Raw genomic sequence first — 24,134 nt, 5'->3', positions numbered from 1 at the left:
TCAGAACTCGGCGGCGACCAGCTCCGCGATCTCGGCCGCGTTCAGCGCGGCGCCCTTGCGGAGGTTGTCACCGCAGACGAACAGGTCGAGCGTGTTGGGGAAGTCGACCGCCTGGCGGACCCGGCCGACATAGGTCGGGTCGGTGCCGACGACGTCGGCCGGAGTGGGGAAGACGCCGTTGGCGGGGTCGTCCATCAGGACCACCGTCGGCGCCGCCTCCAGCACCCGGTGCGCGTCGGCCACCGTGATCTCGCGCTCGAAGCGCGCGTGCACCGCCAGCGAGTGGGTGGTGATCACCGGCACCCGGACGCAGGTCGCGGAGACCTTCAGGCCGGGGATGCCGAGGATCTTGCGGGACTCGTTGCGGAGCTTGAGCTCCTCCGAGGCCCAGCCACCGTCCTTGTAGGAGCCCGCCCACGGCACCACGTTGAACGCGACGGGCGCGGGGAACGGCGAGTCGTCAGGCAGCTTGTTGGCCAGCGCCTTGCGCACGTCGCCCGCCGCCTGGCCGATCGACCGGTCGCCGGCCAGCGCCTCGACCTCGTCGTAAAGCCTGGCCGAGCCCGCCACGCCGGCGCCGGACACCGCCTGGTAGGAGGCCACCACGAGCTCTTGGAGGCCGTACTCGGCGTGCAGGGCGCCCATGGCCGCCATCATCGACAGCGTGGTGCAGTTGGGCGTCGAGATGATGTTGCGCGGGCGCTGGCGCGCGTCGTGCGGGTTGACCTCCGGCACCACCAGCGGGACGTCGGGGTCCATCCGGAACGTGCCGGACTTGTCGATCACGATCGCGCCCCGCTCCGCGGCGATCGGCACCCACTCGGCCGACACCTCGTCGGGCACGTCGAAGATGGCGATGTCGATGCCGTCGAACACCTCGGGCGCGAGCGCCCGCACGACGACGTCCTCGCCGCGGACCCGCAGCACCTTGCCCGCCGAGCGCGGGGAGGCGACCAGGCGGACCTCGCCCCAGACGTCGTCACGCGACGAGACGATGTCGCGCATGACGGTGCCCACGGCGCCGGTCGCGCCGATCAGGGCCAGATTGGGTCTGCTCATCGTCCGGTACCTCCATACACAACGGCTTCGACCTGGTCGACGTCGAGGTCGAAGGCGTGGTGGGCGGCGGCGACCGCCGAGTCCACGTCGTCCTGCCCGACGACCACGGAAATCCGGATCTCCGAGGTGGAGATCATCTCGATGTTGACCCCCGCGTCCGCGAGAGCCGCGAAGAACGTGGCCGTGACGCCGGGGTGGGAACGCATGCCCGCGCCGATCAGCGAGACCTTGCCGATCTGGTCGTCGAACAGCAGCGACTCGAACCCTATCCGGGCCTGGATCTTCTTCAGCGCCGTGAGCGCCGTCTGGCTGTCGGCCGTCGGCAGCGTGAAGGAGATGTCGGTGCGGCCCGTCGCCGCGGCCGAGACGTTCTGCACGATCATGTCGATGTTGACCTCGGCGTCGGCCAGGGTTTTGAAGATCGCGGCAGCCTCACCGACCTTGTCGGGGACCCCGACAACAGTGATCTTGGCCTCGCTCCGGTCGTGTGCCACGCCGGAGATGATCGGCTGCTCCATCTCGGTTCCTTCGGAGTAGGGGTCGGAGACGACCCACGTGCCTTCCTTGTTGCTGTACGAGCTGCGTACGTGGATCGGCAGGTCGAAACGGCGAGCGTACTCGACGCAGCGCAGGTGGAGGATCTTCGCGCCGCAGGCCGCCATCTCCATCATCTCGTCGTAGGAGATGCGCGGGATCCGGCGGGCGGCCGGCACGATGCGCGGGTCGGCGGTGAAGATGCCGTCGACGTCGGTGTAGATCTCGCACACGTCGGCCTCGAGCGCCGCCGCCAGCGCGACCGCGGTGGTGTCGGAGCCGCCGCGGCCGAGCGTGGTGATGTCCTTGGTGTCCTGCGAGACGCCCTGGAAGCCGGCCACGATCGCGATGTGGCCCTGGTCGATGGCCTCCTGGATGCGGCTCGGCGTCACGTCTATGATGCGCGCCTTGCCGTGGGTGGAATTGGTGATCACACCCGCCTGCGAGCCGGTGAACGAGCGCGCCTCGTGGCCGAGGTTGGCGATCGCCATCGCCAGCAGCGCCATCGAGATGCGCTCGCCCGCGGTCAGGAGCATGTCGAGCTCGCGGCCCTGCGGCAGCGGCGACACCTGCTCGGCCAGGTCGAGCAGCTCGTCGGTGGTGTCACCCATGGCGGAGACGATGACGGCGACGTCGTTGCCGGCTTTTTTCGTCGTGACGATACGCTGCGCCACCCTTTTGATGGAGGACGCGTCGGCAACGGACGAACCACCGTACTTCTGCACAACGAGTGCCACGAGAGTCTCCCGATCTGGACTGTGAAAGCCCAGTCTACTTGGGACGTCTCATGCCACTGATGTGCCAACCACTATGTGGACACCTACCCGGTCGTGACCTCTTCCGCCACGTCGAGCCGCGAGTGCGCGGCCAGGGCCTGCAGCGCGCGCATGGCCGCGCCCGCGTGGTTGCCCCAGGTGTTGAAGTAGGAGTATTGCCACCACCACAGCGCCTCGTGCGGCCGGCCCGCCTGATAGTGGCGCAGTCCGTGGATGAGATCGGCGGCCACCGCCGTCAGGTCGTCGGACAGACGGTAGGGAGTCACCCCGGTGTCCTTGTACGGGTCGAACACCTCGGCGTAGTCGTCGACCGGGCCGAGCCGCTCGGCCAGGGCCGTGCGCACCCCGTCGATGTCGGGATCCTCGCTCAGCGGCGGTTCGTAGTTGCCCGAGAGGATCACGTCGCGGTTGGCGCCGAGCTTGGCGCCCGCCAGGCTCACCTGGGCGACCTCGACCAGGAGCAGCGACCAGATGGCGTCGCCCCCCTCGCCGCCCGCGACCCTCGCCAGGCCGTCGACGTAGTTCTGCGCGTGACCGGCGATCTCCTCCGCCAGCGCTCCCCACTCGTCAGACATCCAGCAGCCTCCGTCCTTCGAACGCGCGGCCCAAGGTCACCTCGTCGGCGTACTCGAGATCACCGCCCACGGGCAGACCGCTGGCCAGTCGTGTCACTTTCACACCCATCGGCTTGACCAGACGGGCAAGGTAGGTAGCCGTCGCCTCACCCTCGAGATTGGGGTCTGTGGCGAGGATGAGCTCCGTCACCCGGCCGTCGGCCAGCCGGGTCATGAGCTCGCGAATCCGCAGGTCGTCGGGGCCGACACCGTCGATCGGGCTGATGGCACCGCCGAGCACGTGGTAGGTGCCGCGGAACTCGCGCGTCTTCTCGATCGCGACGACGTCCTTCGACTCCTCCACCACGCAGATCACGTGAGTGTCGCGGCGCGGGTCGCGGCAGATGCGGCACTCCTCCTCGGAGGCCACGTTGCCGCACACCCGGCAGAACCGGACCTTCTCCTTGACCTCCAGCAACGCGTGCGCCAGCCGCTTGACGTCGGCCGGGTCGGCCGCCAGCAGATGGAAGGCGATGCGCTGCGCGCTCTTGGGACCTACGCCGGGCAGCAGGCCCAGCTCGTCGATCAGATTCTGGACGACCCCTTCGTACATCGCTAGAACCCTGGCAGCTGGCCGAGGCCGCCGCCGCCCAGCCCCTGGGCCAGCGGCCCGAGCTTCTCCTGCTGCAGGTCGCCGGCCGCCCTGACGGCGTCGCGCACGGCGGCGATCACCAGGTCGGCGATCGTGTCGGCAGTGTCCTGCGCGTCTCCGGCGTCGATGACACTCGGATCGATCTTGAGCTCCAGCAGCTCGCCCGAGCCGTTGACGACGGCGGTGACCATCCCGCCGCCGGCCGAGCCCTCGATCTGCGCGTCGTTGAGCTCCTGCTGGGCGCTCACGAGCTGCTGCTGCATGAGCTGGGCCTGCTCCAGCAGCTGCTGCAGGTTGACATCCCCTGGGTTCACCGTCGTGCGCTCCTCGTGGCTCCGCGTTCTTGACTGCCACGAGCCTACGGTGTTTGGGCCTCGGCATGTACTGGAGGCTTGCAGGTGTTTCGCTCCCGGGCCGTGAATCCGGACATCTTCTTGGCCGGGTCCCGGCCCCCCTCCAGCGTCCGGGACCCGGCCAATCGCGTCGACCGGAGCGGCCGCACCACGCCGACGCGGTACGCCGGAACGCTAGCGGCAGTGACGTTGCACACACGTTGCTATCGTTCAATCACCCTCGGCAATCCCCTGAACTGCTTGCGCGGGCGGCACCCCAACGCGGATGCTCCCCCTAGGGGACGATTACTTGGAGTGGCTGATGAGTTACGCTCACCTTGACGCATACTCCCGCCGTCTGCAGGCCGCGCACGAGGTGGTGACCGCTGCCGCCCCGGTTCCCGCAGGCCCGCGCAAGCTGATCCGCGACTCCTGGCGCCGCTCGCTCGCCGCCGGCATCGACCCCGACGCCCCCGGCGCGCCCGCCGCCCACGACCCCGGGCAGGTGAAGAACGCGTTCGAGACCCACCCCCTGCGGCCCCTGCTCCCGCTCATCAAGCAGACCCTGCGCACGGTCGCGGACGAGGGCGAGCACATCATGGTCCTCACCGACCGCGAGGGCCGCGTCCTGTGGCGCGACGGCCACACCGCCACCATGCGCCGCGCCGACGAGGTCGGCCTCGCCGGCGGCTACCGCTGGGCCGAGGAGGCCGCCGGCACCAACGGCATCGGCACCGCGCTCGCGCTCAGGCGGCCTGTTCACGTCTACTCCGAAGAGCACCTCATGCGCGTGCTGCGCGTCTGGTCCTGCAGCGCCGCCCCCATCACCGACCCGGAGACCGGGCAGCTCCTCGGCTGCGTGGACGTCAGCGGCACCGCGCCCAGCCTCCACCCCGCCACCGTCGCCCTCGTGGCCGCCACCGCGAAGCTGGCCGAGACCCAGCTCGCGCTCCGCATGCGCGACCACGACGATTCCCTGCGCCGCCGCTACGAGTCGCTCCGCGCCCGCCCCGCCGTGCTGCTCTCCGCCGGCGGCCGGGTCATCGCCGGCGACCCCGGCGGCCAGCTCGGGCCGCGCCTCCAGCTTCCCGTCACCGGCGAGCGCATGATCCTGCGCGACGGGCGGATCGCGCTCCTGGAGCCGTTCTCCGACGGCTACCTGCTGCGCGCCACCTCCAACACCGCCTCCACACCCGCCGCCCTCGCCCTCACCTTCCTCGGCGACGGCCCGCCGACGGCCATCGTCGGCGGCCGCAAGGTGCTGCTCTCCCTCCGCCACGCCGAGATCCTCGCCATCCTGGCGCTCCACCCGCGCGGCCTCACGGCCGAGCAGCTCTCCTTCCACCTGTACGGCGACCTCGGCAATCCGGTCACCATCCGCGCCGAGATCCACCGGCTGCGCACCCAGCTGGACGTCCCCATCGACGCCAAGCCCTACCACCTGGCCTGCCCCGTCGAGGCCGACTTCCTGGACCTGCGCCGCCTCCTGGCCGCCGACCACCCCGCCTCCCTGGTGGCCCGCGCCTACCCCGGCCCCCTGCTGGCCCGCTCCGAGTCCCCCGAGATCCGCCGCGAGCGCGACGAACTGGAGGTCCTGGTACGCACCTGCCTCCTCCAACGCGGCGCCCCCGAGGACCTGTGGACATACGCCCAGACGATGAACGGCCGCGAGGACTTCCAGCTCCTCGAACGCCTCACCTCCAGCCTCCCCCAGGCGGACCCCCGCGCCGCCGCCGCCCGCGCCCGCCTGCGCGCCCCTTGACCCCTCACACCGCGAAACCCCTACGGCGCTCACTGAAGTCACATCCCGCCGCCCGCCCCCCGCCCGGCCGTCACCCACCTCAGACCTGAGAACCCCCGCGGCACTCACCCCACGACCCCCGCGCGGCCCCATTTGCCGTCTCCGCCCGCACGGCAAGCCCCGCGCCGAATCACCAACACGCCGCGCCCGTACGACCGGGAGTACAAGCATCCCGAAGCCCGACCTGCGGCCATGTGAAAGGTGGGACCGGTTACCGGCTCCGACGTGCCGCCCGTACAGCTACCGACCCTTCCGTACGACCGCGAACGCGAGTATCAGAAAGACGCATCCGAAGCTCGACCGGCGGCCCTCTGGAAGGTCAGATCGGCCACCAGCTCCAACGCTTCGCCCGTACGGCAACCGGTCCCTTTCCGTACGAACGCGAGCATCGGGAAGACGCACCCGAAGCGGCCCTCTTAGAACGCCTAACAGAATGATCTCTGTTGTGCTTTGATCTCTCGCTGTAGCCGAGCGAGAGGAGCGCGGGTGACCAAGCTGAAGCCATGGGAGGTCAGCGACGAGCTGTGGGCGGTGATCAAGCCACTGTTGCCCGAGCATCAGCGCAGGTTCCGGCATCCGGGACGTAAGCGGCTGGATGACCGGCTTGCGTTGCAGGGCATCTTGTTCGTGCTGCACACCGGGATCGCTTGGGAGCACCTGCCGCAGGAACTCGGCTACGGCTCGGGCATGACGTGCTGGCGGCGGCTGGCCGAGTGGAACAAGGCCGGCGTCTGGCAGCGGCTGCACGAGGTCCTGCTCGATCGGCTACGGGCCGCCGACGCCCTCGACTTCTCCCGGGCTGCAGTGGACTCCTCGCAGATCAGAGCGTTAAAAGGGGGGCGCAGACCGGCCCGTCCCCGGTCGACCGCGGACGCGCCGGCAGCAAGCACCACCTGATCACCGAGGCCACCGGCATCCCCCTCGCCGTCATCTTGACCGGCGCCAATCGCAACGACGTCACGCAACTACGCCCGCTGCTGGACGCCATCCCGAAGGTGCGCGGCAAGCGCGGCCGACCCCGCCAGCGTCCCGACGTCGTGCTCGCCGACCGCGGCTACGACCACGACAAGTACCGCAACCTGGTACGCGAGCTGCAGATCCGCCCGCTGATCGCCCGACGCGGTACCGAACACGGCTCCGGCCTGGGCAAACAACGCTGGGTTGTCGAGCAGACCTTCGCCCTGCTGCACGCCTTCCGACGCCTGCGTATCCGCTGGGAAGTCCGCGCCGACATCCATGAGGCCTTCCTCAAGCTGGCCTGCGCACTCATCTGCTGGCGACGCCTGACCTCATTGCGTTAGGAGCTCTTAGAAAGTCCGAGCGGTCCCAACTCCGACGTGCCGCCCGTACGGCAACCGGTCCCTTACGGCCGGGAGTGCGGTATCGGAGGAGGTCGGCCCTCGGGAAGGGCTGGCGGCTCGCTGTCAGGAGTGGTCGATCTCGCCGATGACCTGGGCGCCCAGTTCACGTTGCAGGAGAGCCATCCCCGAGAGCTCGTCCACGTCGGCGTCGGCGTCGTTCAGCGGGTCCACGTCATCCGTGTCGGGAGCGCTGCCTCGCTTGGGGATGGCGCTGGGCCACCCGGCCGAGCCGCCTCCCTGCCTGGCGGCCGGAACCCGGGGGCCTGCCTGCGCCGCCGCCCTGGCCGCCGAACGAGCGGCAGCCAGCCCGGTCCCGGTCATCACACTGGCAGGAGCCGCCTGCGACGGATCCGGCCCAGGCGGGGACCCAGGGCCGGGTTCGTCGGGAGCCGACGGCCAGGACTCGTCCGTCGTCGGCCGCTGCTGGGACCCGCCCTGCGCACCGCCCGCCGCCTGAACGCCTCCAGCCTCCGCGAACTGTCCAGACGACACGGCACCCACGGCAGCGCCCGGCCCGGAGCCGACGCGACCGTCCGCCCCCGCTCCGGCGCCATGCGCCGCAGAGCCGGCGTGACCATTCGCACCGGTCACCCCGGAGCCCGCCCGGCCATCCACACCGGTCACCCCGGAGCCGGCCTGGCCATCGGCACCGGTCATCCCAGAGCCGGCGTGACCATCCACACCGGTTACCCCAGAGCCGGCGTGACCATCCACACCGGTCATCCCAGAGCCCGCGCGGCCATCTACACCGGTTACCCCAGAGCCCGCGCGGCCGTCCACACCGATCATCCCAGAGCCTGCACGGCCATCCGCAGCGCCCGCGTGCCCGCCCGCGTCAGGCATCCCGGCACCGGCGCGACCCTCAGCACCGTGCGTCGCGGAGCCCGCGTGGCCATCCGTGCCAGGCGTTCCCGCCCCGGGGCCGCCGGTGGACGGCCGCGTACCGCCGGAGGCGTGGGCGCCAGGAGAACCGGCGGCGTCACCCCAAGAATCCTGGGAACCTCCGTACGGCCCAGCGGCTCCTCCTGGAGAACCCGCAGGCCCCGAACCCCCGGACGGCCCGGAGTGGGCCCCACGAGACGGCGGAGGACCGTTGCCGACCACGGCCTCGACCCGCCACGCGCCCCCCAGCACGTCGGCGAGCGCCGTGGCCACGACGGCGTCCTTGCCGCCGCCGGTGAAGTTCTTCATCGCGCCGATCTGGGTGAACCCGAGCGTCACCAGGTTGCCCTCGACGCCGACCACCTGCGCGTTGGTGCTGACGTTCGCCCACACGACGATGCTGCGCTGCTTGAGCGCCGCCAGCACCGCGGGCCACTGCTGCTGCAACGCCGCCGTACCGCCGCCCGACTGCGCAGCCCCCGCCTGTCCGGAAGCCTGGGGACCACCATGAGCGGGACCGCCCTGCTCCTGGCCGCCGCTCTGGGGTTGCCCACCGTACGCGGGAGCACCCGAGCCGGAGCCCGGCCGAACGGTCTCGGGCCAGTCGTCGGCCGCAGGCCCACCGGTCCGGGCCGGGTGAGGCCCGTCCAGCGCCTGACCGCTCGGCGTCGCGACGGTGCCCGGCCCTCCCGCCTGCGAGGCCGCGGGCACACCACCACCGGCATGCCCCGTACCGACGCTCCCGGAAGCACCGTGACCAGACGAGGCCCCCCCAGCCCCGGACGAGGCGTGCCCAGAAGCCGCAGACCCAGAAGCGCCAGGCCCAGAAGCGCCAGGCCCGGAAGCCGCAGGTCCGTGGGCCGCGGGCCCGGAACCCCCCGGCCCGGAAGCCGCGGGCCCGGACGACGGGTGCCCCGTGGCGGCGGGCCCGGACGAGGGCGGCCCGGCGGGTGGAGCGGCCGGGACCGCGCGGGCGGCCATGCCGGCGACGGCGCTGCCGCGTTCGAGGCGCTCCAGGCGGGCCAGCAGGGCGGCCTCGCCCTGTTCGGCCGCCGGGAGGAGGACGCGGGCGCACATCAGCTCCAGGAGCAGACGCGGCGAGGTGGCGCCGCGCATCTCCGTGAGACCGGCGTTGAAGATCTCGGCGGCCCTGGTCAGCTCGGCGGGCCCCATCGAGGCCGCCTGCTGGACGAGCCGCTCCAGCTCGTCGGCGGGCCGGTCGAGCAGGCCGTTGGCGGCCGCCTCGGGGACGTTGGCCAGGATGACCAGGTCGCGGAAGCGTTCGAGAAGGTCGGAGGCGAAGCGGCGGGGGTCGTGGCCGCCTTCGACGACCCGGTTGACCGCCTGGAAGACCTGGCCGCCGTCGCGGGCGGCGAACGCGTTGACCACCTCGTCGAGCAGGTCGCCGTCGGTGTAGCCGAGCAGGGAGACGGCGCGGGCGTAGGTGATGCCGTCGTCGCCGGAGCCGGCGAGGAGCTGGTCGAGGATCGACTGCGAGTCGCGGGCGGAACCGGCGCCCGCGCGGACGACGAGCGGCAGCGCGGCGGGCTCGAACGGGACGTTCTCGGCGGTGAGGATCTCTTCCAGCAGCGCGCGCAGCGTCGCCGGCGGGATCAGCCGGAACGGGTAGTGGTGGGTGCGCGACTTGATCGTGCCGATGACCTTTTCCGGCTCGGTCGTCGCGAAGATGAACTTGAGGTGCGGCGGAGGCTCCTCGACGAGCTTGAGCAGCGCGTTGAAACCCTCGCGGGTCACCATGTGCGCCTCGTCGATGATGTATATCTTGAAGCGCGCCGACACGGGGGCGAAGAACGCCCGCTCGCGCAGGTCACGCGCGTCGTCGACACCGCCGTGGGAGGCCGCGTCGATCTCGATGACGTCGAGGTGGCCGGGCCCGGTCGGGGCGAGCGCCACGCACGACTCGCACTCGCCGCAGGGGTCGGGGGTCGGGCCCTTCTCGCAGTTGAGCGAGCGCGCCAGGATGCGCGCGCTGGAGGTCTTGCCGCAGCCGCGGGGCCCGCTGAAGAGGTAGGCGTGGTTGATGCGGCCGGTGCGCAGCGCCTGCCGCAGCGGGTCTGTGACGTGTTCCTGACCCTTGACCTCCGCGAAGGTCCCGGGTCGGTACTTGCGGTAAAGCGCAAGGCTCATGCGACCATCCCGCCTGCGAGGGGCTTCCCAACGAAGGAACCCCTCGCACACCCGCCAGAGCCCGCTTATCCTTGCTGCCTTCCGGCCCTGGGGAGGTTCACAGGATGACGCCGCGCGAGGGGTCCGGGGACAGTCTATCCACATGCGGCAGTGCTCGCTGCCACGAAATGGTGGTCCCGAGACCCTGCCGAGTCCGGTAAGCTCGTCGGCGGAGGATTCGCCTAGTGGCCGAGGGCGCACGCTTGGAAAGCGTGTAAGGGGCAACCCTTCGGGGGTTCAAATCCCCCATCCTCCGCGCCTGGTTGAGGCAGTAAACGCGAAGGGGCCGACCCTATCCAAGTCGGCCCCTTCGCTGTTTTCCGACCTCATCATGCTCGCAGCATGCCTAGGGCGCTGACCCGGCGGCGCGTCAGGTTCGGCGGATCCCGGTGAGCTTGTCGGGGTTGGTCACCGAGTAGATGCCGACGATCCGGTCGCCGTCGGGCGTGAGGTCCACGACGACGACGGCCAGCGGGCTGTCGCCGGAGAAGACGAGCGCGCACGGGTCGCCCGCCACCCGCCGGTAGCGGATGTCCAGCCCGCCGTCGGGCAGCGTCGCGGCGACCGACACGAACAGCGCCGCCACCCGGTCGCGGCCGTGCACGGGACGCAGGCTGGTGGCGGGCCCCTTGCCGCCGCCGTCCGTCCACAGGGTCACGTCCGGTGCCAGCACCTCCAGCAGCGCCCGCAGGTCCCCGCCGAGCGCGGCGGCGGCGAAGCGCTCGGTGACCTGGGCGTGGACGTCCGGCTCCGTCCGGTGGCGGGGGCGGCGCGCGTGCACGTGGCGGCGCGCGCGGGCCGCGAGCTGGCGGACCGCCGCAGGCGTGCGGCCCAGCATGCCCGCGATCTCCGGATGGCCGAAGCCGAACACCTCGTGCAGGACGAACACCGCCCGTTCGAGCGGTGACAGGGTCTCCAGCACCACCAGCATCGCCATCGACAGCGACTCGGCCCGTTCGGCGGCCCCGGCCGCGTCCTCGGCGGTGACCAGCGGCTCCGGCAGCCACGGGCCGACGTAGGTCTCCCGGCGGCGGCTCAGGTCGGCGCGGCGGGCCAGCGCCCGGTTCACCGCGATCCGCACCAGATAGGCCCGGGGGTTCTCGACCGGCTCGGCGGCCGGCCTGCCGTGCCGGGCGGACCAGGCCAGCCACACCTCCTGCAGCGCGTCCTCGGTGTCGGCGACGCTGCCGAGCATGTTGTAGACCACCGAGAACAGCAGCTCGCGATGGCCGAGGAACTGCTCGGTGACGGTCGCGTGCATCATGGCGAACCTCCTCATCTGTCGCGACCGCAGAGACCCGTGACGCCGGGAGTGTGACATGGACGCCCGGGATGTGATCCATGCCACGGCCGGTCGTGGCCATGTCACAGCCGGCCGCCGACAGCCCTCTGTGGTGGCGTCCGTGACTCACGACCTTCAGAGGAGATGTTCGATGCGTACGCTGATCCGCGACGTCCGGGTGTTCGACGGCGAGCGGTCCATCGCCAGGGCCGACGTGGTGATCGAGGGCGAGCTGATCACCGCGGCCGGGGCCGGTGCGGGTGACCAGGCCGACGTGGAGGTCGGCGGGGCGGGCAGGACGCTCCTGCCGGGGCTGATCGACGCGCACACGCACGTGTTCGACGGCAGCCTGGCCCAGGCCCTGCGGCACGGGGTCACCACCGAGCTCGACATGTTCTGCCTGCCGCACATCCTCGCGGAGCAGCGCCTGCTGGCCGCGGGGAACGACGACGTGGCCGACCTGCGCAGCGCGGGCACCCTGGCCACCGCACCCGGCGGGCATCCGACCCAGCTGCTGGCGGCCCTGGCCGGCACCGTGCTCGACGGCGCCCCGGCGATCGACTTCGTGTCGGACCCGGCGCAGGCGCCGGCGTTCGTCCGGGCCCGGCTGGCCGAGGGAGCCGACTACCTCAAGATCGTCATCGACGACGGCAGGGTGCACGGCGCCGACCTCCCGGCGATGACGCCGGACGTGGCCACCGCCCTCACCGAGGCGGCGCACGACGCCGGGCTGCGGGTCGTGGCCCACGCGATCACCGCGGCCGAGGTGGGGATCGCGCTCGACGCCGGCGCCGACGGCCTGGCCCACGTGTGGACCGACCTCGCGCCGGGCGACCCGGCTTCCCGGCGGCTGGCCGAGCGGGTATGCGCCCTGGGCGTCTTCGTCGTGACCACGCTCGCGTACTTCGAGGCGATCACCGCGCAGCACGTCGAGACCGCCGACCGCGCGCGTCCCGGCAGCTCGGCCGGGGCCGCCGGCGCGCTGCGGGACCTGCACCGGGCCGGGGTGCCCCTGCTCGCGGGGACCGACGCCACCCCGTTCGCGCCCGCCCACGAGGCCGGCCTGCACCGCGAGCTGGAGTTGCTCACCGAGGCCGGGCTCAGCGCCGAGGAGGCGCTCGCCGCCGCGACCGGCCTGCCCGCCCGGCACTTCGGCCTGGACGACCGCGGCCGCATCGCCCCCGGACTCCGGGCGGACCTGGTGCTGGTCGAAGGCGACCCGACCCGTGACATCACCGCCACCGGCGCCATCGTGGACGTCTGGCGCCGAGGGTGCGCCAGACCCGTCGGTGACGCACTGTACCTTCGTCCTTATTGCACATGGATTGCAATAAGGAGGCCTTCATGTCCGACACCAGCCCGCCGGTCCGGCGCTCGCTGTTCCTGCACGCGCCGATCCGGCGGGGGCCGCGCATGATGCTGGAGCGGATGCTCGCCCTGGTCGACGACGACACCCCGGCCGACGGCCCCGAAGGCCCCGTCGCGGTGCTGGAGCGGCGGCTGGCCGAGCTGCTCGGCAAGGAGAGCGCGCTGTTCTTCCCCAGCGGCACGATGGCCCAGCAGACCGCGCTGCGCGTGCACGCCGACCGGCGCGGCCGCCGCACGTTCGCCGCGCACCCGCGGTCCCACCTGGACGTGTGGGAGGAGCAGGGCTACAACGCCGTCCACGGCCTGCGGTTCCGCAGGGCTGGCGACCCGCACGAGCTGATGACCGCGGAAGACCTGGCGGCGATCGGCGAACCGCTCGCGGCAGTCGTCTGGGAGCTGCCGCAGCGCGACCTCGGCGGCCTGGTGCCGGGCTGGGACGACCTGCGCGAGCAGGTCGCGCTGGTGCGCGCCACCGGCGCCGCCGCGCACCTGGACGGCGCCCGGCTGTGGGAGGCCCAGACCTACTACCGGCGGCCGTTCGACGAGATAGCCGCGCTGTTCGACACCGTCTACGTCTCCCTCTACAAGAGCCTGCAGGGCGTGCGCGGCGCGGTGCTCGCCTCCGACGCGGCCACCGTGGAGGTGGCGAGGGTGTGGCGGCAACGACTCGGCGGCGGCATCGGCGACGCCTGGCCGCTCGCCCTGGCCGCGCTGGTCCACCTCGACACCCTGGCCGGCGAGATGCCCGCGTACCGCGAGCACGCCATCGCCATCGCGGCCGCGATCAACGCGGACGGCGCCGCCCGCGCCTGGCCCGACCCGCCGCAGACGCCGCTGTTCCACATCCACCTGCCCGCCGACCGGCGCGCCGTCGAGCGGGCCGGCGCGGAGATCCTGGCCGAGCGCGGCATCCAGCTCTGGGGCCGGGTACGGTCCGCGTCCGAGCCCGGCCGCTGCGCCTTCGAGGTCAGCGTGGGCGAGAACGCCATGGAGTTCACCCCCGGCGAGGTGGTCGCCCTCATCCGCGACCTGCTCGCCCGCGCCGCCCCTTGAGCGACACGATCAGGAATCGAGAAGCGTCGCCGGGCGCGGCACGCCTAACGTGGCAGCCATGGACATCACCATTCACGCGAGCTTCCTCCCGCACTCCGACCCCGACGCCTCGCTGGCCTTCTACCGCGACGCCCTCGGCTTCGAGGTGCGCAACGACGTCGGCTACGAGGGGATGCGCTGGATCACGGTCGGCCCCGCCGGCCAGCCCGACACCTCCATCGTCCTGCAGCCCCCGACCGGCGACCCCGGCATCACCGACGACGAGCAGCGCACCATCGCCGAAATGATGGCCAAAGGCACCTTCGCCGGTATCGTCCTGTCAACCGACGACCTGGACGGCACCTTCGCCCGGCTCCGCGACAACAGCGCCGAAGTCATCCAGGAGCCGACCGAGCAGGACTACGGCCTGCGCGACTGCGCGGTCCGTGACCCCGCGGGCAACATGATCCGCATCCAGGAACGGCCCTGACCCTCCGGCGTTCACCGCGGTGGCCGCCCAGCTGACGAGCGACCACCACGTACCCATGGAGACACGATGACCACGAGAACGGACACGCGGTCGCCCGAGCCGCACGCCGCCGACACCCACGACCTGATCCGCGTGCACGGCGCGCGGGTGAACAACCTCAAGGACGTCAGCATCGAGATCCCGAAGCGCCGGCTGACGGTGTTCACCGGCGTCTCCGGCTCGGGGAAGAGCTCGCTGGTGTTCAGCACGATCGCCGCCGAGTCGCAACGGCTGATCAACGAGACCTACAGCGCCTTCGTCCAGGGCTTCATGCCGGTGCTGGCCCGCCCCGAGGTCGACGTGCTCGACGGGCTGACCACCGCGATCATCGTCGACCAGCAGCGGATGGGCGCCGACCCCCGCTCCACCGTCGGCACCGCCACCGACGCCAACGCGATGCTGCGCATCCTGTTCAGCCGGCTCGGGGAGCCGCACATCGGCTCGCCGCAGGCCTTCTCCTTCAACGTCGCGACGGTACGGGCGAGCGGCGCGATCACGGTCGAGCGGGGCGCGCGCAAGACCGAGAAGGCGACCTACACCCGCATCGGCGGCATGTGCACGCGCTGCGAGGGCCGCGGCACGGTCTCCGACATCGACCTCACCCAGCTCTACGACGACTCCAAGTCGCTCTCCGAGGGCGCGTTCACCATCCCCGGCTGGAAGTCCGACAGCTTCTGGACGGTGCGGGTCTACGCCGAGTCCGGCTTCGTCGACCCGGACAAGCCGATCCGCGACTACACCAAGAAGGAGCTCCAGGCCTTCCTCTACAAGGAGCCGGTCAAGGTCAAGGTCGACGGCGTCAACCTGACGTACGAGGGCCTGATCCCCAAGATCCAGAAGTCGTTCCTCTCCAAGGACCGGGAGGCGATGCAGCCGCACATCCGCGCGTTCGTGGACCGGGCGGTCACCTTCACCACCTGCCCCGAGTGCGACGGCACCCGGCTCAGCGAGCTGGCCCGCTCCTCGCGCATCCGCGGCGTCAGCATCGCCGACGCCTGCGCGATGCAGATCAGCGACCTCGCCGCGTGGGTCCGCGACCTCGACGAGCCGTCGGTCGCGCCGCTGCTCGCCAAGCTGCTGCACACCCTCGACTCGTTCGTGGAGATCGGGCTGGGCTACCTCTCGCTCGAACGGCCCGCCGGCACGCTGTCGGGCGGCGAGGCGCAGCGCACCAAGATGATCCGCCACCTCGGCTCCGCGCTCACGGACGTGACGTACGTGTTCGACGAGCCGACCATCGGCCTGCACCCGCACGACATCCAGCGGATGAACGACCTGCTGAAGCGGCTGCGCGACAAGGGCAACACCGTCCTGGTCGTCGAGCACAAGCCGGAGACGATCGCGATCGCCGACCACGTCGTGGACCTCGGCCCCGGCGCCGGCACGGCGGGCGGCGCCATCTGCTTCGAGGGCACCGTCGAGGGACTGCGGGCCAGCGGCACCATCACCGGCCGCCACCTCGACGACCGGGCGTCGCTCAAGCCGGAGGTGCGCACCCCCACAGGGAAGCTGGAGATCCGCGGCGCCACCCGGCACAACCTGCGCGACGTCGACGTGGACATTCCGCTCGGGGTGCTCTGCGTGGTCACCGGCGTCGCCGGCTCCGGCAAGAGCTCGCTGATCCACGGGTCGATCCCGGCCTCCGCGGGCGTGGTCGCGGTCGACCAGTCGGCGATCAAGGGCTCACGGCGGAGCAACCCGGCGACGTACACCGGGCTGCTCGACCCGATCCGCAAGGCGTTCGCGAAGACCAACGGCGTGAAGCCGGCGCTGTTCAGCGCCAACTCCGAGGGCGCCTGCCCCGACTGCAACGGCGCCGGCGTCATCTACACCGACCTGGGGATGATGGCGGGCGTCGCCACCACCTGCGAGGAGTGCGGGGGGAAGCGCTACCAGGCGTCGGTGCTGGAGTACCACCTCGGCGGCAAGGACATCAGCGAGGTGCTCGCGATGTCGGTGACCGAGGCCGCCGAGTTCTTCGGCGCCGGAGAGGCGCGCACGCCGGCCGCGCACGCCATCCTCGGCAGGCTCGCCGACGTCGGGCTCGGCTACCTCAGCCTCGGCCAGCCGCTCACCACGCTGTCCGGCGGCGAGCGGCAGCGGCTCAAGCTGGCCACCCACCTGGCCGACAAGGGCGGCGTCTACGTGCTCGACGAGCCGACCACCGGCCTGCACCTGGCCGACGTGGAGCAGTTGCTCGGCCTGCTCGACCGGATCGTGGACTCCGGCAAGTCCGTGATCGTCATCGAGCACCACCAGGCGGTCATGGCGCACGCCGACTGGATCGTGGACCTCGGTCCCGGCGCGGGCCACGACGGCGGACGGGTCGTCTTCGAGGGCACCCCCGCCGACCTGGTCGCCGCCCGCTCCACCCTCACCGGCGAGCACCTGGCGGCCTACGTCGGCGCCTGATGCGCGTTCGTAGCATGATTGACATCCGCGCGCAGGACAATGCCTCATGGCCGAACGAGAGCAGCGCACCGGCGACCCCGAGCTCGACCGCGTCATGGCGGAGTTCCGGGCGAACTCCACGGAGCTCGCCGACGTCATGGGCGCGGTCGGCGAGGTGACCGGCCACGCGGCCACCCCGGACGACAAGATCAAGATACGGGTCTCGGCGTCCGGGCAGCTGGCCGCGCTGCACATCGACCCCCGGGCGATGAGGATGGGCTCGCGCGAGCTGGCCGACACGATCGTGGACCTGTCGCGCCGGGCCGCCGAGGACGCGGCGCGACGGCTGGTGGAGGTGACGCGGCCCTACCTCGGCGAGGGCGACCGGAAAGTCACTTGAGTCGCGGGATCAGGCTCCGCGTGCCGTGGACGATGAACTTCTGGTACATCTCCTCCTCGGTCAGCCCGTGCTCGGTCCCGGGCAGGGGGTTGTCGCCGCGCTGCGCGTCCAGGGACATCGAGTACGCGGTCGAGCCGGCCAGTCTGGGGACGAAGTTGCCGGTGTTGAGTGTCGTCCCGTTCGGCAGGGTCAGGTTGGCGGTGACGGCCCGCAGCCCGGGCACCTTCGCCATCAGCGCCGCCGTGCCGTCGAGGACCCCGTTGAAGGTCATGTTGGCCACGAAGTGCTCGCGGAACGCGGTGAGGTTGTGGCCGAGTGACCTGACGTCGTTGCCGGACAGGTCGGTCTTGATGCCGCCCGCGTAGTTGAGCGCCAGGGGCAGCGCCACCTCGCCGGTCGCGTACGACACGCTGTCGGCCACCCAGTAGGAGAAGGTGGGCAGCAACAGGGTGACGAAGCGGTGCGCGCCCAGTCGGAGCAGGATCGCCTGCCTCTTCATGATCGCTTGCAGGAGCTTCCAGGTGAAGACCTGATAACCGATGGTGTACATCATGTCCACGGTCAGGATCCAGCACAGCACGTGCAGCGCGTGGTTGACCTTTTCCACGACGTCGGCGTAGGCCCGGCAGGCGTTGGCCGCGTTGCGGTGTTTGAGCGAGACCGCGAGAACCGCGGGGCCGTATTCCTCCTGCCAGAACTTCTTGAACGCGTCGACCGCCTCGTCGGAGCTTTTCTTCCATACCGTTTCCGCGGCCGTGTTCGCCTCCCGGAAACGCAGGTCGATCGCGTCGGCGATGTCGTCGAGGACGTCGGCCGCCTGGCGGATCCGTTCGGGGTCGCCTTCGAGATAGGAGATGCCGAACAGCACCTCGGGTGCCAGCGCACCGGCCACGCCGGCGCCGGCCATACCGCCCAGGGCGACCTTGGTCGCGAGGCCGACGGGCATGTCAGGCCCTCTCCACCGGGGTGGTGGGCACGCTGACCTCGTCGTTCTCGCGCTCGGCGAAGGCGACCAGGTCGCGCACGGACGCGTTCCGGTCGACCATGCTCGCCCAGTCGGCCGCCTTGACGTTCTTGCTCATGGCCACGACGGCGGACCCGATGTCCCGGTACGCCTTGCCGAGGTTGTCCACGGCGGTGCTCAGGTCCTCGTAGGCGCTGTCGAAACCGGGGTGACCGTCGGCGCCCCTGCGGAAGATCCGCGCGGCCTCGTCGCTCGCCGGGTTTCCGAAGTAGGGAATGAGCGGCTCCAGTTCGGCGTGGAGCCGGCTGATCTTGCGGGCGAAATCACCATCCTCGCCGTGGATCGCCTTGCCGCTGCTCTCCATACTGGAATGGTCGATATCCAAGGTGGTCGCCTCCTCAGATGGCAATCAGCGGCCAGCCTTCACCTCATGTGTTACTCGTGGATGACTTCTCAGTTTCCGTTTGTGCGCTATCGCGCGGGCAGGACTTCGAGGGCGCCGGAATCGCTACGCAGGGTGATCTTGCGCGGGGCGGCGCCGTCGTGCGCGGCGTCGACGCGCCTGCGGCCCGAGTCGGTGGTGGCGGTGATGTCGTACGGGCCCTCCGGCACGCGTACGACGCTGGAGCCGGAGTCCGAGTTGGTCTCGACCTTGTCCGGCGCCGCGGCGAAGGACAGGGAGATGCCGCCCGAGTCGGTCCCGGCGACGACCTGCTTGCCGGTCAGGTCGGTGGCCTCGATCCGGCCGGAGTCGGAGTTCGTCTCGACCTCGCCGGACAGCCCGCGCAGCGTCACGGCGCCCGAGTCGGTGCCGGCCTTGACGCGCAGCCCGCGGGGGATCTCGACCTTGTAGCCGACGTCGCAGTGGAGCATGCCTCCCCAGCCGGTCGGGCAGGTGTAGGCGAGCACGAGCGTGCCGCCCTTGACCTCGTGGGTGGGCTGGGGAGGCCGGTCGCCGGTCCAGGTGAGCGTCTCGGTGACGTGCACGCCCTGCCTGTCGGACTCGATCACCTCGATGGCGCCCCCGTCGGCCCCGACGTCGAGCGCGGTCACCGTGCCGGTGACGTCGTAGGAGGCGGTTTCCGTGTTCTCGGGACCGCCGATGCCGCAGCCCGCCGTCACCGCCGCCAGCCCGAGCAGGCCGGCGATCATCGCTGTTCGCCTGACGTCCATGGGCTCAAGTGTCGTGGGTCAGGGTCCGGGGGACCTCAGGTGACTCCCTGAGACTTCCCCTGAATCCGGCTAGGCGGTCGTCAGGGCTCTGGACCGGTCGGTCGCCAGATGGACGGCCATGCCGCCGAGCACGGTGCCCATGAAGTAGCGCTGGACCCTTACCCAGACCGGGCGGCGGGCGAGGAAGGCGGCCAGGCCGCCGGCCGAGATGACGATGAGCCCGTTCACCAGCGTGCCGACGGCGATCTGGGCGGAGCCGAGCACGAGGCTCTGCAGCATGATGTGGCCCATCGAGGGGTCGATGAACTGCGGCAGCAGCGACATGTACAGAATGGCGATCTTGGGGTTGAGCAGGCAGGTGAACAGGCCCATGGCGAAGAGCCGGCGGGCCGGCTCGACCGGGAGCTCGCGGGGCTCGAAGGCGGAGGTGCCGCCGGGCTTGATGGCGCTCCAGGCGAGGTAGAGCAGGTAGGCGGCGCCCGCCAGCTTGAGCGCGGTGTAGGCGGCGGGGACGTACGCGAAGATCGCCGTCAGGCCGAGACAGGTGGCGGTCAGGTAGACGCTGAACCCGAGGAAGACGCCGACCAGGGAGATGAGGCCCGCCCGCCGGCCCTGGGTGATCGACCGGGAGACCAGGTAGATCATGTTCGGCCCCGGGGTGAGGACCATGCCCAGGGAGACCAGTGCAATCCCTACTATTCCGCCCGTCATAGGGGAAGACTAACGGAACAACATAGGGATGACCATCTGCCCAGGGGGAAGCAGTGATCCACCCCCACGGAAGGGACACCGGGCAATGGACTTCAGGGACGACGTCAATCTAGACCCCTCACAGGTGGAGGACCGCGGCGGCGGGGGCGGCGGCGGCCGGTTCCCCGGCGGCATGGTCGTCGGCGGCGGCGGGATCGTCAGCCTGATCGCGCTCGTCCTGGTCTTCGTGCTCAACAATGTGGGCGGCGTGGACACCGAGCCCGGTCAGGGGCAGCCGCCCGCCAACCTGGCCGAGGAGTGCCGCACCGGCAAGGACGCCGACCAGGCCGGGAAGTGCCAGGTCGTCGGCGTGGTCAACAGCATCCAGGACTACTGGAAGACCGAGCTCCCGGAGTACCGCCTGGCCAAGACCGTCCTGTACTCCGGTGGCGTGCGCACCGCCTGCGGCGCCGCCGACTCCTCCGTCGGCCCGTTCTACTGCCCCGGCGACCAGCGGGTGTATCTCGATCTGACCTTCTTCGACGACCTGGAGACCCGGTTCGGGGCCAAGGGCGGCCCGTTCGCGCAGGCGTACGTGATCGCCCATGAGTACGGTCACCACGTGCAGAACCTGCTCGGCGCCCTCGACTCCGGCAGCTCGGTGGCCGTCGAGCTGCAGGCCGACTGCTACGCCGGGGTGTGGGCGAAAAAAGCGTACGAGGGCGGCTTCTACGCCGCCGAGTTCACCGCGGCGGAGATCGCCGAGGCGCTCGACGCGGCGGCCGCGGTCGGCGACGACCGGATCCAGCAGCGCAGCGGCGGCCGGGTCGATCCCGAGTCGTTCACCCACGGCAGTTCGAAACAGCGGACGGCGGCGTTCCAGCGCGGTTACGACACCGGAAATCCGGGCCGATGCGAGGGCGCCGAGCTGATGTGAGGAGTGCGGAGAACACGAGCGTGCGAAATCCGGCCTAAAATCGGGGGGGTGATCTTCAAGATGGTCGGCGACGGACGCCCTTATCCCGAACACGGATTGTCCAACCGCGATTGGGCCCAGATACCACCGCGGCAGGTCCGGCTCGATTCGCTGATCACCACCAAGGCCATGCTCGACCTGCACTCGCTGCTCGCCGCCGATTCCACGTTCTACGGTGATCTCTTTCCGCACGTCGTGCAGTGGCAGGGCGAGCTCTATCTGGAAGACGGCCTGCACCGGGCGTTGCGCGCGGCCCTGCACCAGCGGTCCATCCTGCACGCCAGGGTTCTCGAACTTCACAGCTAGGGGAAAGCGCGCTCTTTTCTTCCGGGCCGCGGCGGCCCGGTCATTTCGCGCGGCTGAAAGGCGAAGGGGCCCCCGCTCGACGCGGAGGCCCCTTCGGGTGGCGGTGGTGGTGGGATTTGAACCCACGGATGAGTTGCCCCATCACACGCTTTCGAGGCGTGCGCCCTCGGCCACTAGGCGACACCACCGCCGACGAGCTTACCGGATCCGGCGAGTGCCGAAGAACTTCTTGAGGACGGCCGCGGACTCCTCGGCCAGCACGCCCATGACGACCTCGGGCCGGTGGTTGAGCCTGCGGTCGCGGACGACGTCCCAGAGCGAGCCCACGGCCCCGCCCTTCTCGTCGACGGCTCCGTACACGATCCTGTCGACGCGCGCCAGGACGGCGGCTCCCGCGCACATCGTGCAGGGCTCCAGCGTGACGACGAGCGTGCAGCCGTCGAGCCGCCAGGCGCCCCTGCGGCGGGCGGCGGCGCGGAGCGCGAGGACCTCGGCGTGGCCGGTGGGGTCGGCGGCGGACTCGCGGTCGTTGCCCGCGGCGGCGAGCACCTCGCCCGAAGGGCCGAGCACCACCGCGCCGACGGGCACCTCGCCGCGCTCGCCGGCGGCGGCCGCCTCGGCGAGCGCCTGCCGCATCGCGGCGGTCCAGGTCACCGCAGGCGGTCGAGCTCGTCGGCGAACGACAGCCGCTCGGCCAGCACCGAGACGATGTCGGCCGGGAGCATGTTCTCTTCCATGCTGAGTTCGAGCAGCTCCTCTGAGCTGATGCCGAGGTCGCTCAGCAGCTCGAAGTCGCCGGCCGGGCGCACTCCCAGCTCGTTGCCCTCCTTGTCGGGCGCCACGCCGGCGAACTCGGCGAACAGCTCACCCAGGTGGTCGGACATGATCGCGTGAGCGTCGGAGAGGAACACCCGCGGCTCCTCGTCGCCGCGGTAGCGCACGATCGCGAACCATTCGTCCTCGACCTCGACGCAGAGCAGGGCCAGCTCGTCGCCGACCAGCCCGAGCGCCTCCGTCACGGCGTCGCCGAAGTCGTCGACGATCTCGGTGGCGGACAGGTCGACCTCGGCGCCGCTCCAGCCGTCGGAGGTCCTGACGAAGGCCGCAGAGAAGGTGTTCGCCGCCATGTGCGCTCCAGGGGTCAGTCGAAGACCGATTCGATGGCACGCTCGAACGGCTCGGAGAACCCGAGCCGCGCCGCGATGCTGGACAGGACCTCGTCCGGCAGCAGGTCGACGTCGCCGGAGAGGATGCCGAGCTCCATCTCGTCCAGCCCGAGGTCCGCGAAGATCGACAGGTCGCCGGCCGGGAGCGCGGTGTCCTCGTCCTGGAGGATCTCGTCGAGCTCCTGCTCGTCGGGCACCGGCACGTCGAGGTAGTCGAGCACCTGCCTGGCCAGCGGGAAGTCCCACGAGGCGGCGATGTCGGAAAGGAAGACATCGACCCGCTCACCCAGGACCCGCAGCGCCACGAAGAACTCATCCCCCACGGCCACGAGGCCAATCGTGCCGCTCTCGCTCGGCTGCTGGCGGAGCGCCTTGACGAGCCCCTGCAGATCGGACGTGAGCGCCACGGGGAGCAGCTCGGCGTCCCAGCGCTCGTCCTCTCGATAGACCACGATGGCGAAATCGAGTGCCTCTTCGTCTGTCATCGCGATCCCCCACCCGACCCTGACACCAGAGTCTTCACAGGTTTCCAATCGTTCCAGACCAGGCTGCCCGTCGTGGGCCGCTCCGACCAAATTGTGATCAAAACCAAGACCGGGACGTGCCGGTACGTAACACACAAGATAGCGTTGTCCCTTATGGAAACCCTCGTCGTCGATCATCCGCTCGTGGCCCACAAGCTCACCGCGCTGCGCGATGTCCGCACCGACTCCCCCACCTTCCGCAGGCTGGCGGACGAGCTGGTGACGTTGCTGGCGTACGAGGCGACCCGCGACGTCCGCGTGACCGAGGTGACGGTGCAGACCCCCGTGTCCCCCGCGCGCGGCCTGCGGATGGCCAAGCCCCACCCGCTGGTGGTCCCGATCCTGCGGGCCGGGCTGGGCATGCTCGACGGCATGACCCGGCTGCTGCCCACCGCCGAGGTCGGCTTCCTCGGCATGATCCGCGACGAGGAGACGCTCCAGGCGGAGACGTACGCCACCCGGCTCCCTGACGACCTGTCGGGCCGGCAGTGCTACGTGGTCGACCCGATGCTGGCCACGGGCGGCACGCTCGCGGCGGCGATCAAGTTCCTGTTCGACCGGGGCGCGGTGGACGTGACGGCCATCTGCCTGCTGGCCGCGCCGGAGGGCCTGGCCTACATGGACAAGGTGTTCGCCAACTCCGGCAAGCCGATCCGGGTCGTCACCGCGGCGCTGGACGAGCGGCTCAACGAGTACGGCTACATCGTGCCGGGTCTCGGCGACGCCGGCGACAGGCTCTACGGCGTGGTCTGACCTGCGCCAATCCCCCACCCAGGGTGGCCACTTCGTTACATACTGTGATTGCATGGGTACGTAGAGCCATGAAAGACACTGGGGTGTGGGGGATCACCATGTGCGTTTGTCCGAGCTCCGGAGTGTGCTCGTGAACGGTCACACCGAGTCGGAGCCGAGCCCGTACGCGGAGGTCGAGGCGGCGCTGTGCGACGAGTTCGCCGGCGTCCACTCCGCGGCCACCGTGACGAGATGTGTCGAGGCGGCACATTACGGCGCGCTGGAGGTCACCGGGTTCGCCCACCCCAACCTTGTGGAGCGGATCGCTCGCAAGCATCTCCACGTGCTCGCCCTCGTGGCCAGCGACCGTGGCTAACAAGATCGGAACCAAACCGTCGAGTCACCTTTACCCCGGCATGGGGGTGGGTAATGTATGAGACGGGTGGAGTGGGTAAGTCGGTTC

Annotated in this window: 25 protein-coding genes, 2 tRNA genes and 1 other RNA gene; 12 read left to right on the top strand and 16 right to left on the bottom strand. The window is 70.7% G+C overall.

Going from position 1 to position 24,134, the window contains the following annotated elements; all coding sequences use genetic code 11:
* The 5 genes from ABD999_RS23285 to ABD999_RS23265 form a co-directional block, all read right to left on the bottom strand.
* Entirely contained in the window at nt 1-1,059 is a 1,059-nt protein-coding gene (locus tag ABD999_RS23285) for an aspartate-semialdehyde dehydrogenase (RefSeq protein ID WP_219549846.1), read from the bottom strand.
* Nucleotides 1,056-2,330, bottom strand: a complete 1,275-nt coding sequence (locus ABD999_RS23280; protein WP_148035999.1) for an aspartate kinase — start codon at nt 2,328-2,330, stop codon at nt 1,056-1,058. Before ABD999_RS23280 ends, ABD999_RS23285 begins: the two co-directional genes overlap by 4 nt.
* 83 nt (nt 2,331-2,413) lie before the next feature.
* The gene (locus tag ABD999_RS23275; RefSeq protein WP_148035998.1) at nt 2,414-2,944 is read right to left on the bottom strand and encodes a DUF5063 domain-containing protein; all 531 of its coding nucleotides are present in this window, start codon (nt 2,942-2,944) and stop codon (nt 2,414-2,416) included.
* Entirely contained in the window at nt 2,937-3,536 is a 600-nt protein-coding gene (gene recR, locus ABD999_RS23270) for a recombination mediator RecR (RefSeq protein WP_148035997.1), read from the bottom strand. Before recR ends, ABD999_RS23275 begins: the two co-directional genes overlap by 8 nt.
* Nucleotides 3,537-3,538: 2 nt before the next feature.
* Nucleotides 3,539-3,889, bottom strand: coding sequence for a YbaB/EbfC family nucleoid-associated protein (locus tag ABD999_RS23265; protein WP_187281561.1), 351 nt, complete (start codon nt 3,887-3,889; stop codon nt 3,539-3,541).
* A gap of 340 nt (nt 3,890-4,229) precedes the next feature.
* Between ABD999_RS23265 and ABD999_RS23260 the strand changes: the two genes are divergently transcribed.
* Entirely contained in the window at nt 4,230-5,669 is a 1,440-nt protein-coding gene (locus tag ABD999_RS23260) for a helix-turn-helix domain-containing protein (protein WP_187281560.1), read from the top strand.
* Nucleotides 5,670-6,203: 534 nt separating this feature from the next.
* Nucleotides 6,204-7,009, top strand: a protein-coding gene (locus ABD999_RS23255) for an IS5 family transposase (protein ID WP_378525268.1) whose coding sequence is annotated in 2 segments (ribosomal slippage) — nt 6,204-6,552 and nt 6,552-7,009 — 807 coding nt in all. Because the reading frame shifts where the segments join, the coding sequence is not laid out codon by codon here.
* A gap of 123 nt (nt 7,010-7,132) precedes the next feature.
* Here the strand turns inward: ABD999_RS23255 and ABD999_RS23250 are convergent.
* The gene (locus ABD999_RS23250; RefSeq protein WP_417629319.1) at nt 7,133-10,099 is read right to left on the bottom strand and encodes a DNA polymerase III subunit gamma and tau; all 2,967 of its coding nucleotides are present in this window, start codon (nt 10,097-10,099) and stop codon (nt 7,133-7,135) included.
* Nucleotides 10,100-10,128: 29 nt separating this feature from the next.
* Nucleotides 10,129-10,227: signal recognition particle sRNA small type (gene ffs, locus ABD999_RS23245), an RNA gene on the bottom strand.
* An 82-nt stretch (nt 10,228-10,309) separates the two neighbouring features.
* Here ffs and ABD999_RS23240 point away from each other — a divergent pair.
* Nucleotides 10,310-10,394: transfer RNA gene (locus ABD999_RS23240), tRNA-Ser, on the top strand.
* 114 nt (nt 10,395-10,508) lie between these two features.
* Here the strand turns inward: ABD999_RS23240 and sigJ are convergent.
* Nucleotides 10,509-11,402: an RNA polymerase sigma factor SigJ gene (gene sigJ / locus ABD999_RS23235; protein ID WP_271279881.1), complete on the bottom strand. Its 894-nt coding sequence runs from the start codon at nt 11,400-11,402 to the stop codon at nt 10,509-10,511.
* Between the two features lie 169 nt (nt 11,403-11,571).
* On the opposite strand from sigJ, the gene ABD999_RS23230 reads away from it, so the two are divergent.
* From ABD999_RS23230 to ABD999_RS23210, 5 genes are all read left to right on the top strand, one after another.
* On the top strand, nt 11,572-12,837 hold the full coding sequence (locus ABD999_RS23230) for an amidohydrolase family protein (RefSeq protein WP_271279880.1): 1,266 nt from the start codon (nt 11,572-11,574) through the stop codon (nt 12,835-12,837).
* A complete protein-coding gene (locus ABD999_RS23225; protein ID WP_271279879.1) occupies nt 12,765-13,841 on the top strand; it encodes a threonine aldolase family protein in 1,077 nt (358 codons plus the stop codon). Before ABD999_RS23230 ends, ABD999_RS23225 begins: the two co-directional genes overlap by 73 nt.
* 58 nt (nt 13,842-13,899) lie before the next feature.
* Entirely contained in the window at nt 13,900-14,310 is a 411-nt protein-coding gene (locus ABD999_RS23220) for a VOC family protein (protein WP_271279878.1), read from the top strand.
* Nucleotides 14,311-14,376: 66 nt separating this feature from the next.
* Complete coding sequence (locus ABD999_RS23215; protein ID WP_271279877.1) at nt 14,377-16,761, top strand: excinuclease ABC subunit UvrA; 2,385 nt, start codon at nt 14,377-14,379, stop codon at nt 16,759-16,761.
* Nucleotides 16,762-16,807: 46 nt separating this feature from the next.
* Entirely contained in the window at nt 16,808-17,140 is a 333-nt protein-coding gene (locus ABD999_RS23210) for a YbaB/EbfC family nucleoid-associated protein (protein ID WP_148035991.1), read from the top strand.
* Here the strand turns inward: ABD999_RS23210 and ABD999_RS23205 are convergent.
* The 4 genes from ABD999_RS23205 to ABD999_RS23190 form a co-directional block, all read right to left on the bottom strand.
* Nucleotides 17,133-18,086 carry a hypothetical protein gene (locus tag ABD999_RS23205; RefSeq protein ID WP_271279876.1) on the bottom strand — a complete coding sequence of 318 codons (954 nt, stop codon included), beginning with the start codon at nt 18,084-18,086 and terminating at the stop codon, nt 17,133-17,135. The two genes, ABD999_RS23210 and ABD999_RS23205, sit on opposite strands and share 8 nt — an antisense overlap.
* 1 nt (nt 18,087) lies before the next feature.
* Nucleotides 18,088-18,468: a hypothetical protein gene (locus tag ABD999_RS23200; RefSeq protein ID WP_219549830.1), complete on the bottom strand. Its 381-nt coding sequence runs from the start codon at nt 18,466-18,468 to the stop codon at nt 18,088-18,090.
* A gap of 107 nt (nt 18,469-18,575) precedes the next feature.
* Entirely contained in the window at nt 18,576-19,277 is a 702-nt protein-coding gene (locus tag ABD999_RS23195) for a DUF4097 family beta strand repeat-containing protein (RefSeq protein WP_271279875.1), read from the bottom strand.
* A gap of 69 nt (nt 19,278-19,346) precedes the next feature.
* Nucleotides 19,347-19,946, bottom strand: a complete 600-nt coding sequence (locus ABD999_RS23190) for a LysE family translocator (RefSeq protein WP_246640995.1) — start codon at nt 19,944-19,946, stop codon at nt 19,347-19,349.
* Nucleotides 19,947-20,073: 127 nt separating this feature from the next.
* Here ABD999_RS23190 and ypfJ point away from each other — a divergent pair, with 127 nt between their 5' ends.
* Together ypfJ and ABD999_RS23180 are read left to right on the top strand one after the other, a co-directional pair.
* Nucleotides 20,074-20,904, top strand: coding sequence for a KPN_02809 family neutral zinc metallopeptidase (gene ypfJ, locus ABD999_RS23185; RefSeq protein ID WP_148035986.1), 831 nt, complete (start codon nt 20,074-20,076; stop codon nt 20,902-20,904).
* Between the two features lie 48 nt (nt 20,905-20,952).
* Nucleotides 20,953-21,249: a type II toxin-antitoxin system VapB family antitoxin gene (locus tag ABD999_RS23180; protein WP_148035985.1), complete on the top strand. Its 297-nt coding sequence runs from the start codon at nt 20,953-20,955 to the stop codon at nt 21,247-21,249.
* A gap of 98 nt (nt 21,250-21,347) precedes the next feature.
* On the opposite strand, the gene ABD999_RS23175 is transcribed toward ABD999_RS23180, so the two are convergent.
* The 4 genes from ABD999_RS23175 to ABD999_RS23160 form a co-directional block, all read right to left on the bottom strand.
* Nucleotides 21,348-21,437, bottom strand: a tRNA-Ser gene (locus tag ABD999_RS23175).
* A 10-nt stretch (nt 21,438-21,447) separates the two neighbouring features.
* Entirely contained in the window at nt 21,448-21,885 is a 438-nt protein-coding gene (locus tag ABD999_RS23170; protein WP_148037197.1) for a nucleoside deaminase, read from the bottom strand.
* Nucleotides 21,886-21,899: 14 nt separating this feature from the next.
* On the bottom strand, nt 21,900-22,376 hold the full coding sequence (locus tag ABD999_RS23165; protein ID WP_345482881.1) for a tRNA adenosine deaminase-associated protein: 477 nt from the start codon (nt 22,374-22,376) through the stop codon (nt 21,900-21,902).
* A gap of 14 nt (nt 22,377-22,390) precedes the next feature.
* Nucleotides 22,391-22,900: a tRNA adenosine deaminase-associated protein gene (locus tag ABD999_RS23160; RefSeq protein WP_148035983.1), complete on the bottom strand. Its 510-nt coding sequence runs from the start codon at nt 22,898-22,900 to the stop codon at nt 22,391-22,393.
* Nucleotides 22,901-23,053: 153 nt separating this feature from the next.
* Here ABD999_RS23160 and upp point away from each other — a divergent pair, with 153 nt between their 5' ends.
* Both upp and ABD999_RS23150 read left to right on the top strand, forming a co-directional pair.
* Nucleotides 23,054-23,692, top strand: coding sequence for a uracil phosphoribosyltransferase (gene upp, locus ABD999_RS23155; RefSeq protein ID WP_219549824.1), 639 nt, complete (start codon nt 23,054-23,056; stop codon nt 23,690-23,692).
* Nucleotides 23,693-23,822: 130 nt separating this feature from the next.
* Complete coding sequence (locus tag ABD999_RS23150; protein WP_148035981.1) at nt 23,823-24,047, top strand: three-helix bundle dimerization domain-containing protein; 225 nt, start codon at nt 23,823-23,825, stop codon at nt 24,045-24,047.
* Nucleotides 24,048-24,134 lie beyond the last annotated feature (87 nt).

This window comes from Nonomuraea ferruginea (assembly GCF_039540635.1).
Lineage (GTDB): Bacteria > Actinomycetota > Actinomycetes > Streptosporangiales > Streptosporangiaceae > Nonomuraea > Nonomuraea ferruginea.
The sequence above is the reverse complement of the archived record's forward strand: the minus strand, read 5'-3'. Positions and strand labels throughout refer to the sequence as shown.

Bases quoted from the DNA above. Each gene is read 5' to 3' on its own strand.
- ABD999_RS23160 (WP_148035983.1), bottom strand. From the start codon at position 22,900: ATGACAGACGAAGAGGCACTCGATTTCGCCATCGTGGTCTATCGAGAG.
- ypfJ (WP_148035986.1), top strand. From the start codon at position 20,074: ATGGACTTCAGGGACGACGTCAATCTAGACCCCTCACAGGTGGAGGAC.
- ABD999_RS23170 (WP_148037197.1), bottom strand. From the start codon at position 21,885: ATGCGGCAGGCGCTCGCCGAGGCGGCCGCCGCCGGCGAGCGCGGCGAG.
- ABD999_RS23205 (WP_271279876.1), bottom strand. From the start codon at position 18,086: ATGCCCGTCGGCCTCGCGACCAAGGTCGCCCTGGGCGGTATGGCCGGC.
- ABD999_RS23275 (WP_148035998.1), bottom strand. From the start codon at position 2,944: ATGTCTGACGAGTGGGGAGCGCTGGCGGAGGAGATCGCCGGTCACGCG.
- ABD999_RS23285 (WP_219549846.1), bottom strand. From the start codon at position 1,059: ATGAGCAGACCCAATCTGGCCCTGATCGGCGCGACCGGCGCCGTGGGC.
- upp (WP_219549824.1), top strand. From the start codon at position 23,054: ATGGAAACCCTCGTCGTCGATCATCCGCTCGTGGCCCACAAGCTCACC.
- ABD999_RS23210 (WP_148035991.1), top strand. From the start codon at position 16,808: ATGGCCGAACGAGAGCAGCGCACCGGCGACCCCGAGCTCGACCGCGTC.
- ABD999_RS23230 (WP_271279880.1), top strand. From the start codon at position 11,572: ATGCGTACGCTGATCCGCGACGTCCGGGTGTTCGACGGCGAGCGGTCC.
- ABD999_RS23215 (WP_271279877.1), top strand. From the start codon at position 14,377: ATGACCACGAGAACGGACACGCGGTCGCCCGAGCCGCACGCCGCCGAC.
- sigJ (WP_271279881.1), bottom strand. From the start codon at position 11,402: ATGATGCACGCGACCGTCACCGAGCAGTTCCTCGGCCATCGCGAGCTG.
- ABD999_RS23225 (WP_271279879.1), top strand. From the start codon at position 12,765: ATGTCCGACACCAGCCCGCCGGTCCGGCGCTCGCTGTTCCTGCACGCG.
- ABD999_RS23190 (WP_246640995.1), bottom strand. From the start codon at position 19,946: ATGGTCCTCACCCCGGGGCCGAACATGATCTACCTGGTCTCCCGGTCG.
- ABD999_RS23220 (WP_271279878.1), top strand. From the start codon at position 13,900: ATGGACATCACCATTCACGCGAGCTTCCTCCCGCACTCCGACCCCGAC.
- ABD999_RS23260 (WP_187281560.1), top strand. From the start codon at position 4,230: ATGAGTTACGCTCACCTTGACGCATACTCCCGCCGTCTGCAGGCCGCG.
- ABD999_RS23200 (WP_219549830.1), bottom strand. From the start codon at position 18,468: ATGGAGAGCAGCGGCAAGGCGATCCACGGCGAGGATGGTGATTTCGCC.
- ABD999_RS23195 (WP_271279875.1), bottom strand. From the start codon at position 19,277: ATGGACGTCAGGCGAACAGCGATGATCGCCGGCCTGCTCGGGCTGGCG.
- ABD999_RS23250 (WP_417629319.1), bottom strand. From the start codon at position 10,099: ATGAGCCTTGCGCTTTACCGCAAGTACCGACCCGGGACCTTCGCGGAG.
- ABD999_RS23165 (WP_345482881.1), bottom strand. From the start codon at position 22,376: ATGGCGGCGAACACCTTCTCTGCGGCCTTCGTCAGGACCTCCGACGGC.
- recR (WP_148035997.1), bottom strand. From the start codon at position 3,536: ATGTACGAAGGGGTCGTCCAGAATCTGATCGACGAGCTGGGCCTGCTG.